Here is a 10,357-nt window from a genome sequence, read left to right on the forward strand (position 1 = left end):
GAATAAAACTCAATCTAAAAGGAATGAGCCCGATAAAATATCGAGCTCATCACATAGACAATTAATTTTTAACTTTGTCCAACTTTTAGGGTGCACTTCAAAACAAGCCTCTTTTTATTTCTCCGTCTGTGCATCATAATTTTGGCAGCGAATTTGATACTTTAAATTAAAAAACTTTACATTATGAAAAGACTTACCTTAACCTTAATCTTAGGTTTCGCAACCTCGCTTATCTTTGCACAGCAAAAAATTCTGTTCAAACTTACCCCTGAATTGAACCAACCTGTCAAATATGAGATGGTGATGAAAATGGACATTCAGGCCGAACAGATGATGATTATGGACATTATTTCAACGTATAGCATGACCGCCACAGAGGCTACAGCTGACGAGTTGACCATCACTTCCACATTCGATAAAATCACCATGGACATGAATGCAGGATTAGTAAGCATGTCATATGATTCTAGCAAGGAACCCAATGGACCTGCAGAACAAGCCTTAGCACAGCAGATAAAGCCGGTATTGGAAAAGCCCATAACCTCAAAAATCAACCGTTTCGGAAAAACTCTTTCCATAGACGCTCCGGAAGCACAAGGAGCCATATTTGACAAACAAACTATGGAGAAGATGTTTACAACCCAATATCCGGACTATGCGATTGCTCCGGGAGAATCATGGACCGAAGAAAATGAGCTACCAGAATTCAACGCCGTAGCAAAGACCACATACACTTTCGTGGAAAAAAACAATCAAGGCTATAAATTCAATATTTCGGGCTCTGTAATAGATAATGAAGGGAAAACCGTGGGAGAGACAAAAGGATATACCATTTCGGATCCGAAGACTCTTCTTACCATCTATACGCAATCTGAAACGGATTTAGAAGTTTCGGGAGCCAAGCTGAAAACCTCTATGGAGCTTAAGAAGCTATAAAACAAAAAATCTCAGCACATATGCTGAGATTTTTCTTAACAGTATTTTTATTAGGCGTTAATTTCTGCTTTATATTGGTCTGCAGTCAACAAGCCTTCAATATCTGCTGGATTATCTAATTTGACACGGATAATCCATCCTTCTCCATAAGGATCTGTGTTGATCAACTCCGGAGAGGCGTCGATAGCTTCATTTACGGCGATAACTGTAGATTTTGCCGGCATAAATAAGTCTGACACAGTTTTAACGGCTTCTACAGTACCGAATACTTCGTTAGCATCAACCTCTTGATCTAAAGTATTGATATCAACAAATACGATGTCACCTAATTCGCGTTGCGCAAAGTCTGTGATACCCACCACAGCTTCGTCACCTTCTACACGAATCCATTCATGATCTTTCGTGTATCTTAAATCTGCTGGAAAATTCATTACTATACGTTTTTTCCAAAAATATGATTATTCTTTGACATAAGCAAAGAGATTGTCCGTATTTTTAGCCTTATGAATTCACAAATAGAAAAGCTTTACCATATTAGTAAACAGCCATCAAGACTTATTTTGGGGTTGATGTCGGGCACCTCTCTGGATGGTCTAGACATAGCCCTCTGCCGAATTCATAATGCCGGCATAAATACTAAGCTGGAGCTGCTGAATTTCGAGACGGCACCCTATACGGAAGAATTCCGAAACAGAATACGCAGCATATTTGCCAAAGATACAATCAGCCAACAGGCTCTATGCGGAATAAATGCCTATATAGGGCATGTACATGCTGACCTTATAAATCAAACCTTAGCTAAGTGGAATATAAATAATGAGGACATAGACCTTATCGCCAGCCACGGCCAGACAGTATATCATGCTCCCCAGAGTCTAACAAAAGATATCGCTCTGCCAAACAGTACCCTACAAATTGGTGATGCCGACCATATTGCAGTGAAAACAGGAATAATAACCGTGGCCGACTTTCGTCAAAAACATGTAGCTGCAGGTGGCGAAGGAGCACCCTTGGCAGCCTATGGCGACTTCTTACTTTTTACCGACGTACAGGAAAACCGTTTTCTTTTGAATATCGGAGGAATATCCAACTTCACTTTCTTGCCAAAGGCAGGCTCTTCGCTTCAGGCATTTGCCACTGACTTAGGACCCGGAAATACCATGATGAACCAGTTTTGCAACAAGCATTTCGGTCTTGAAATGGACAGAGATGCCTATCTCGCTTCCCAAGGGCAAGTTAACAAAGCGCTATTGGACACCCTTATGCAAGAAGAATTTCTTACGCTAAACTTTCCTAAGACTACGGGACCAGAGCTATTCAACCTCACTTACCTAGAGAGAAAACAACAGCAATCCCACACTACAGACATCCCTAAAGAAGATGTCTTGGCAACACTGAATGCCTTCTCTGCCAAAGCTATTACCGAAGGAATTAAACGGGTAGCCCGACACTTGGATAATGTAGCAGTATACATCAGTGGTGGAGGTCTACACAATCCCTTACTGATGAAAAATATTCAATCATTCCTCCCGGATATCAAGATAAGTTCTATGGCTGCCATAGACATGAATCCGGATGCTAAGGAGGCCTGCCTTTTTGCCGTGCTTGCCAACGAAACGGTAGCGGGCGAGCCCTCCAATGTAAGAAACATCAAAGACTCGCCCGCCGTATGTATGGGAAAAATAAGCCTTCCTTATTAGTGTTTTGCTATCTCAAATTCTCGTGTGGTAGTAAAGGTGCGACCAAACATATCTCGCACACGAAACTCTATGGTATGCTTACCTACACTTAGGTTTGATGGTACGGCAGCTTTCCATATGTGAGTGCTTAGATTCGGATCTGACGGACGGGTACCTTTCAACAGCTTGTCGGAAGTATCCCATCTAAGCACTTCCATCAACAGATGTGGATCAAACGTTTCGGTCCTCTTCATCAATACCCACTGACCGCCATCAACACGATAGTCTATAGTATCCTTTGCTCCTCCCAGATAGTAGTTGACATACATACTTGCCCTAGAGTTTTTCTTCTTCTCAACAACCTTAGGCAAGAAGACATCCATCTTAAAGTCTTTCGGAGCACCACTGACATAGTAGTCTACCTCATATTGATTGCCTTTGAAGGTTACCACAGCGTACCCCTTCTTCGTTCCGTCGGCCATCGTTGCCGGAGGTACGCCGCGCGAATCAGGCTCTCCGGAATACCAGTTGCCACTTGTCGTCGCCACGTTATAGTGATGATGTGGTTTATCCTGCTGCCATCCCAACTCCTTATCGATAAATATCTGTGTCTGATAATGGGTATGAGCAGACATAGAGAATGTATATGGAAAATCTTTCAATGCCTTGAACAGACGGAGGTTGTCCTTTTCTCGAACAGTATGCTTACCGTGATTCACAAAAGGAATATGAGCGCAGATAACTATTAGATAATCTTTTGGCACATATTTTAAGTCGTTTTCGATGAACTCCAGCTGGTCTTCGCGAAGTCCTCCTTCATACTGGCGCGGAGCGCCCTCACCGTGGTAGAATACGTCATCCAAAATGATGAAATGAACCTTGCCCTTGTTGAAGGAATAATTATTCGGTCCGAAATGAGCTTTGAAACTGGCATCAGAAAGCGAGTCATGTGGCACGTCGAAATTAATGTCGTGATTGCCCATAACATTATACCATGGCAAGCCTATTTCTTTCATCACCTGTATATACGGCTGGAATAAATCCGGATTATTTCCCACCAAATCGCCTAAGCTGATACCGAACTCATAGTCCTTGACACCCCTCAATTCTTCTACCACACCGCGCTTAAGGTATTCCACCTCATTGAGGTTATACACCTGAGGATCTCCAAAAACCAGAATCTTATATTCCTCCTTTTCCTGCTCAGGGTAAAGAGCAAAGTCTATCGATTTAGGGAGGGCACCTGTAGGTGCTACCCCTTTATATTTCGTGTTCTGCGCTCCTTTAGGGTTGTGGATATAGTAAAATTTAGGGAGGTTGTTACTGTCCACAGGAGTCATATATCCTGAGGGCTTGATGACAAAAAGAATCGTATTGTCGCCCACAGGCAAGCTATATTCTCCCTTTTGATTGGTCAAAACTACATCACGACCATTAGATACCGCAACATTTGGCAATACCCTTTCCTTTTTATCACGTTTGCCGTTTCGGTTTAAGTCTTCGTACACCACGCCTTTAGCCATCTGCTGGGCAAAGGTCTCCAAGGAGAAGAAAAGTAATCCCCCCAGTAAAAAGTGTTTGATAATGGATGTTCTCATAATATAGTAGATTTGTTGATTAAGGTTAGTATTCTATTGCTTCATGTAGGAAGTTTTTAAAATGTATGGTCCGCTGAAAAATGCTTACTATATCTTCCAGGGCAAAAGGCTTCAACACCTCCCTATCGGATAGAGGCTTATAGATAATGAAGCTTTTCAGCTTCAAATATTCGATAGCGGGATTGTTCTCTTCATAACCTGCCGGAGCCCTTACAAGTTTGTCTTCCTGCGACAAATCCTGATCCGACCAACCCCCTTCTTTCAGCGCCCCCTCAAAGGCTTCTAGGTTATAATCTATCTCTTGCCGTATTTTGTCCAGATGCTCCTTCTTTGGTCTCCAATAGCCTACAGCAAGAAAAGAATTGTCCGGCTCAAAATGTATATAGTATTCAGGACCATCGAGTTTACGTCCATCTATAGAAATTCCTGCAGCAAGCCACGTCTTATAGGGTGATTTATCTTTCGAAAAACGAACATCTCTATATATTCTAAAGAGACATTGTTTCGCCGAGATGCTATCCAGTATGTGTGGGTCGAAGGTAGACAGCTTTTGTATAAGAGCCTGAACGAAGTTTAGCATGTTGTCGTAAGACTTTTCATATTCTGCCTTATTGGCGTTGAACCACTCCCTATTGTTATTTTCCTTGAGAGCTCTCAAAAACTCAAAAGTAGATGTTGAAATCTGCATAACTATCGAACCATTAATAAGAACAAAAACACTAAAGGTGCTGCCATCAACAGACCATCAAAGCGATCCAAGAGGCCTCCATGCCCCGGTAGAATATTTCCCGAGTCTTTCACGCCAAGGCTGCGCTTAAGCATAGACTCTACAAGGTCTCCCAAGGTGCCGAACACACCGATGATGACGGCCACACACATCCATTCCCACCTCTGCAAAGTGCCAAAATACTGCTCTAAATTTAGGGATACTACTATAGCCAAAAGCACTCCTCCCACAAACCCTTCCCAAGTTTTGTTGGGCGATATACGTTCGAAGAGCTTTGTCCTGCCGAAACTTCGTCCCGCCAAATAAGCTCCCGTATCATTCGACCAAAGTATAATCAAAAATCCCAAAGGAATATATGGGTTAAAAGCTCCAGTGATAAAGCCCAACGCCACAAAAAACAAGAAAGGAATACAGGCGTAAATAATGCCTAAAAGTGTATATCCTATATCGTTGAATGGCAGTCTTCTCTTCTGATAAAGGCTACATATAAAAATGATGGAGAATGTAGGGATAAACAACCATACATATTTGAAAGGCATATTGCCTATACAATGCCAACCTATCAATGCGGAAAGGACTATCGCCGAAATCAAGCCCAATACGGATAGTGGTTTATTCTCCTCGGACCTCACAATGCCATAAAACTCGTAAAGAGCTCCCAACCCTACCAAGCTGAAGAACACCGTAAACACTACCTCGCCCAATAGTAGAGCTCCTATCAGCACTACAATAAAAAAGAATCCCGTAATCGCTCTAGTTAACATGATCTTCCTCCGTATCTATACCACTATTTATCAATACATTGGCAAAAGTCTCTTCCTCTTGCTTCACATATAACTCTATCTTTCCAAACAGATAGGAAGAATCCTGTTTGTTAAGAATTACGGCGGCAATACCGTTTTCTTCCAGCATCTGTTTCACGATTTCAGCCTCATAGGCCTTCGTATAGGTTCTAATCTTAACCCATCCGTTCTCCATATTCTTGTTGATTTTTTGTCTTATTGTAAAATAATACTACCACCATAATGGTAAGCACGATACTCCCCCCATACATCCATAATGGGTAATCCGTAAAAGACTGCAGCTCTTCGAAAGTTTTTCCCTGCACGGTATAATAATAAGCTAAAATCGTTACCGCGGCGTTATTGACAAAATGGGCAACTATAGGAACCCACATATTTCTTGACCAAAGCAACATATAACCGAATAACACGCCCAATATCATTCGGGGGAAGAACCCGAAAAATTGAACATGTATAGCGCTGAAAATAATGGCTGTAAGCCACACCGCAACATGTCCGTTCTTTGCAATACGTAGGATGATATGCATCAGCACACCACGAAAGTAGTATTCCTCAGCTATGGCAGGCAATACGGCAAGAACAATAAGGTTGAGAAATAAAAAGCCTATATTGTCTACCATGGCAACTTTCTTGACCACCTCATTGGCAGCATCTTCCTGTTGACGCATCCATTCTTCTATACCCTTCCAGCTTTCAGGCAACGACATGTGAGCATTCCACTCCCCTATACGTTCCATAACAGGACCAACAGCCACAAGCATTGCTACCCCTAAAATACACAACAACACAAAACTCTTATTTTCATAGGGAAAATAGTCGTTATAAGGCTCTCTTTTCTGCAGTAATACCGATGGAAGGTAAAAAGTTCCGAAAGTACCAGCCGCTAAGATGAGATATCTGAAAAAAGGAGATTGATCCAACAGATTCCCCCCATCAAACAGGCCTCCTCCCGAAAGAGATCCTACCACTATAGCCAAAACCTGAATACCAATACTCCATACGAAAGTCAATAATAGCAGATGGACCAGTGATTGCCAAGGACTACGTATTTGCAGCGGTGTTTCTTTCATTCGATAAAGTTATTAATAATTGTCAAAAAAAAGGGACCTAAAGGCCCCTTTATCATGAGTGTTAGTTTACACGAACCGGATCAGCAGGCTTTTTAATTTCTTTATAAGGATAGGTTTTCATTTCCTGCAATAGAATTTCTACGGTTTTTTCCAGCTGAGGATCTCTTCCCTCCAGCAGATCTTTAGGCATCTGCTCTACAAAAACATCCGGAGCTACCCCTTCATTTTCTATGATGTACTTTCCGTTAAGGTCGAAAATACCGAAGTTTGGCGAGGTGATACGTCCTCCGTCCAACAGACGAGGATATCCCGAGATTCCGACAAGGATACCCATAGTGGTACGTCCCACCAACTTTCCTAATCCTTTGAAACGGAACATATAAGGCAACATATCGCCTCCGGAACCCGCATTTTCATTGATAATCATCGCTTTAGGGCCGTAAATACCATTTCCAGGAGTGGTGAAAGGTTTTCCATCACGTATTGCCCATCCAGCTATAAGCTCTCTCGACAACAGGTCGATAACATAGTCAGCCACGGAGCCTCCTCCATTGTTACGCTCATCGATAAGCAAGGCCTTCTTGTCCATCTGAGCAAAATAATAACGGTTAAAGTTGGTATATCCTTCCTGACCAGTGTTAGGAAGATATACATAGGCAATCTGGCCGTTGCTTAATGCATCCACCTTCTTGCGGTTATTTTCTATTTTGTCCATCTGACGCAAAGAAAGTTCCTGCTCAAACGTAATAGGTTTTACCACGACATCTCTAGCCCCTTCCAACGCCGGCTTGCTATTGACTTTCAAGACCACCTGCTTGTTGACCTTATTTTCCAATAGTTTGTAAAGGTTCACTTCCGGAGACAGCTTAATTCCGTCCACCGCAACGATATATTGACCTTCTTCCACGTTCATGCCCGGTATAGCAAGAGGCGCTTTCAAAGAAGGATTCCAATCCAACGGAGTATAGATTTTATTAATCTTGTACATGCCGTTCACATATTCCAAATCGGCTCCCAGTGTACCTGTATGCACTGAAGGAGTGGACGGCTGATCTCCTGGGTAGATATAAGCATGTCCTACGACCAACTCGCCCATCATCTCGTTAAGCAGATAGCTCAAGTCCGAACGGTGGTTGACATACGGAAGGAATTTTTCATATTTGGCTTTCACTGCTTTCCAGTCGGCACCATGCATATTTTCCACATAGAAATATTCTTTCTGCATGGCCCACACCTCATTGAAGATCTGTTTCCATTCTGCTGCCGGATCTACTTCTATTGGCACGTTGCTGATGTTAAGTTTTGCTGTTCCCGGCGCCACTTTCTGCCCCGCATTGACAATGTAGAAATCCTCACCAGCCCTGTACATCATCTTCTTACCATCGGCACTGATTACAAAAGAAAAGGCTCTTTCCACCAACACCTTTTCTTCGCCCTTTTCTAGGTCGTAAGCATTGATAGATCCGTTGCGAAGGTAGATCAACATATTCTCCACGTTACCGTTCAACACGTAATTACCTGCTCTCAACGGCAAAGCAATAATTCTACGGTTTATGTTGTCAAAGTCTACTTCTAGCTTTTTGTCTTTAGGTTTGTCTGGTGTTTCGGTCTTTTTACCCGCCAACTTTTTATCATCTTTAGGTTCCTCTTTTTTAGGGTTATCTTTTTTTGTTTCTTCTTTTACCTCCTCTTCATCACTTTGATCTTTCAAAAATCCAGGTGTATTCTTTGAAAGCACAAAAGCATACACGCTGAACGAAGGATTTCTCTCGTAAGCCGACATATGCAACCCTGAATTGGACAAGCCTACATTTGTACTAGCCGTGAAAAAGAGATATTTTCCGTCTCGACTGAAGGTAGGCTGTGACACATAGGACATGCCATCCGTAATCTGATGCGATGTTTTAGTGGTCAGATTATACATAAAGACTGCTGTAACGCCGTTGTTTAATGTCTTTACGTAGGCTATCCAATCCGAATCAAAAGACCATGAAGGCATAAATCTGTTGCCCACACGACCTGTGGCGGAAGCCAACTTATCCGAGTCTATAAGAACAACCTTCTTTGTGTTTACATCAACATAGTACAGATTAAGGTGGGCATCACAGTACACCAACTTCTTGCTGTCCGGAGACCACATAGGCTCGAAATAGAAATAGTCCTTTCCTAAGTCTATGTACGTTGGCTCATCCATGGCCTTTTGGTCACGAAGCACCAACTCATACTTACCTCGTGCATCCGATAGGTAAGAAATCCATTTGCCGTTAGGGGACCAGGAAGGATATTTCTCATGGCTTCCCGGACCTCTAGAGATGTTGCGAGCTTCACCTTTTTCTTTTGGCACAGAAATAATTTCTCCACGTGCTTCAAAGAGTGCTCTCTGCCCTGTAGGAGAGATATTATATCCTCGGATATCTTCGTTCATCTCCACATATTTGGATCGTTTATAAAGTGGATCTGCTCCTAAGGAAATCTTAAGACTATTCACTTTCTTGTTGTTGACATCCAAAATGTGTAATCTTCCTCCCTGCTCGAAAGCCAATTCATTGCCGCGTCCTTGCAAGGTACGAACATCGTAATCTTTGTAATTAGTCAGCTTTTCTATCTTCTTTGTCTTGACATCATAGCTGAAAATGTTTACAATCTTATCGCGGTCCGACAAGAAATACACTTTATTCCCTAGCCATACAGGCTTCACGTCGTTACAACGCTCTCCCGGAATGATTTCTACCTCTTTGGTTTGTGTATCAAAAATCCAAATGGAGGCCATGCCTCCTCCACGATAGCGCTTGAATGCTACTCTCTCTCTTTCGGTTGGGTCTGTATTTTTGATATATGCCCAATATCTGCCGTCCGGCGATGGGGAACCTTGGTATGCTTCCGGCATCATCAAAGGCGCATCCACCGGTGCTTTGGTATTGGTCTTATACAGCCTTGATCCGAAAGCATATTGATAATCTCTTGTTGCGGAGAAATACACTTCATTGTTGTTCAACCATCCTCGCATAATTTCTGCCGAAGGATGGAATGTTATTCTTTTAGGCTCTCCTCCATATATTGGGATGGTGTATATATCCGTATTGCCGTCGTAGTTACCGGTGAAGGCAATCTGCTTCCCATCGGGAGATAAGATAGGGTTCATCTCCACACCGGGGTTTGTGGTAAGCCTTCGCGGATTGTTTCCATTTTTATCCGCAATCCAAATATCTCCCCCATAGACAAAAGTAATATGAGAGTCACTGATACTAGGACTACGAAGCAATAATGTTTCTTCTTGTGCCTTTGCAGTAAATTGGGTACAGGCCAATGATAACAGTAAAACTGCAGAAAACTTATTAATCATAAATTTTGAATAAAAGGGTTAGTCTATTTCAAAGATAGAACTATTCATAAATAAGCAGCACTTTATATCTAACTTGTTGCAAAAAAAAGAGGTAAAGCATCTACACTGCCCCCAAAAAGTTAGACACTATTTGGGGGCATTTTTATGGTTAAGTACAAAAAACACAAATCCGATTTTAAGCTTCGTCTGGTTAAAGATTAC

Annotated in this window: 9 protein-coding genes; 2 read left to right on the plus strand and 7 right to left on the minus strand. The window is 42.2% G+C overall.

Going from position 1 to position 10,357, the window contains the following annotated elements; translation table 11 throughout:
* Positions 1–183 precede the first annotated feature (183 nt).
* A complete protein-coding gene (locus tag ABD873_RS04635) occupies positions 184–936 on the plus strand; it encodes a hypothetical protein (RefSeq protein ID WP_345065306.1) in 753 nt (250 codons plus the stop codon).
* A gap of 50 nt (positions 937–986) precedes the next feature.
* Here the strand turns inward: ABD873_RS04635 and gcvH are convergent, their stop codons facing one another.
* The gene (gcvH, locus tag ABD873_RS04640) at positions 987–1,367 is read right to left on the minus strand and encodes a glycine cleavage system protein GcvH (RefSeq protein ID WP_039053432.1); all 381 of its coding nucleotides are present in this window, start codon (positions 1,365–1,367) and stop codon (positions 987–989) included.
* Positions 1,368–1,439: 72 nt separating this feature from the next.
* Between gcvH and ABD873_RS04645 the strand changes: the two genes are divergently transcribed.
* Positions 1,440–2,636: an anhydro-N-acetylmuramic acid kinase gene (locus ABD873_RS04645; protein WP_345065312.1), complete on the plus strand. Its 1,197-nt coding sequence runs from the start codon at positions 1,440–1,442 to the stop codon at positions 2,634–2,636.
* On the opposite strand, the gene ABD873_RS04650 is transcribed toward ABD873_RS04645, so the two are convergent.
* The 6 genes from ABD873_RS04650 to ABD873_RS04675 all read right to left on the minus strand — a co-directional run bounded on the left by ABD873_RS04650 (position 2,633) and on the right by ABD873_RS04675 (position 10,156).
* Positions 2,633–4,213 (minus strand): calcineurin-like phosphoesterase C-terminal domain-containing protein, encoded by a 1,581-nt coding sequence (locus tag ABD873_RS04650; protein ID WP_345065315.1) that lies wholly within the window; start codon positions 4,211–4,213, stop codon positions 2,633–2,635. The two genes, ABD873_RS04645 and ABD873_RS04650, sit on opposite strands and share 4 nt — an antisense overlap.
* A gap of 25 nt (positions 4,214–4,238) precedes the next feature.
* Positions 4,239–4,901: a DUF2461 domain-containing protein gene (locus ABD873_RS04655; protein ID WP_345065318.1), complete on the minus strand. Its 663-nt coding sequence runs from the start codon at positions 4,899–4,901 to the stop codon at positions 4,239–4,241.
* Between the two features lie 2 nt (positions 4,902–4,903).
* Positions 4,904–5,704 carry a phosphatidate cytidylyltransferase gene (locus ABD873_RS04660; RefSeq protein WP_345065321.1) on the minus strand — a complete coding sequence of 267 codons (801 nt, stop codon included), beginning with the start codon at positions 5,702–5,704 and terminating at the stop codon, positions 4,904–4,906.
* Positions 5,694–5,918 (minus strand): putative signal transducing protein, encoded by a 225-nt coding sequence (locus tag ABD873_RS04665; protein WP_039053430.1) that lies wholly within the window; start codon positions 5,916–5,918, stop codon positions 5,694–5,696. The genes ABD873_RS04660 and ABD873_RS04665 overlap by 11 nt, the downstream gene beginning before the upstream one ends.
* On the minus strand, positions 5,899–6,813 hold the full coding sequence (locus tag ABD873_RS04670) for a CPBP family intramembrane glutamic endopeptidase (RefSeq protein ID WP_345065324.1): 915 nt from the start codon (positions 6,811–6,813) through the stop codon (positions 5,899–5,901). The genes ABD873_RS04665 and ABD873_RS04670 overlap by 20 nt, the downstream gene beginning before the upstream one ends.
* Positions 6,814–6,874: 61 nt before the next feature.
* Positions 6,875–10,156, minus strand: a complete 3,282-nt coding sequence (locus ABD873_RS04675) for a S41 family peptidase (RefSeq protein ID WP_345065326.1) — start codon at positions 10,154–10,156, stop codon at positions 6,875–6,877.
* Between the last annotated feature and the right edge of the window lie 201 nt (positions 10,157–10,357).

Origin of the sequence: Sphingobacterium thermophilum, from assembly GCF_039541675.1 — a bacterium.
GTDB classification, from domain to species: domain Bacteria; phylum Bacteroidota; class Bacteroidia; order Sphingobacteriales; family Sphingobacteriaceae; genus Sphingobacterium; species Sphingobacterium thermophilum.

What these genes read in the sequence shown, in the direction of transcription:
- ABD873_RS04635 (WP_345065306.1), top strand. Translation starts at nt 184, where the DNA reads ATGAAAAGACTTACCTTAACCTTAATCTTAGGTTTCGCAACCTCGCTT.
- gcvH (WP_039053432.1), bottom strand. Translation starts at nt 1,367, where the DNA reads ATGAATTTTCCAGCAGATTTAAGATACACGAAAGATCATGAATGGATT.
- ABD873_RS04645 (WP_345065312.1), top strand. Translation starts at nt 1,440, where the DNA reads ATGAATTCACAAATAGAAAAGCTTTACCATATTAGTAAACAGCCATCA.
- ABD873_RS04650 (WP_345065315.1), bottom strand. Translation starts at nt 4,213, where the DNA reads ATGAGAACATCCATTATCAAACACTTTTTACTGGGGGGATTACTTTTC.
- ABD873_RS04655 (WP_345065318.1), bottom strand. Translation starts at nt 4,901, where the DNA reads ATGCAGATTTCAACATCTACTTTTGAGTTTTTGAGAGCTCTCAAGGAA.
- ABD873_RS04660 (WP_345065321.1), bottom strand. Translation starts at nt 5,704, where the DNA reads ATGTTAACTAGAGCGATTACGGGATTCTTTTTTATTGTAGTGCTGATA.
- ABD873_RS04665 (WP_039053430.1), bottom strand. Translation starts at nt 5,918, where the DNA reads ATGGAGAACGGATGGGTTAAGATTAGAACCTATACGAAGGCCTATGAG.
- ABD873_RS04670 (WP_345065324.1), bottom strand. Translation starts at nt 6,813, where the DNA reads ATGAAAGAAACACCGCTGCAAATACGTAGTCCTTGGCAATCACTGGTC.
- ABD873_RS04675 (WP_345065326.1), bottom strand. Translation starts at nt 10,156, where the DNA reads ATGATTAATAAGTTTTCTGCAGTTTTACTGTTATCATTGGCCTGTACC.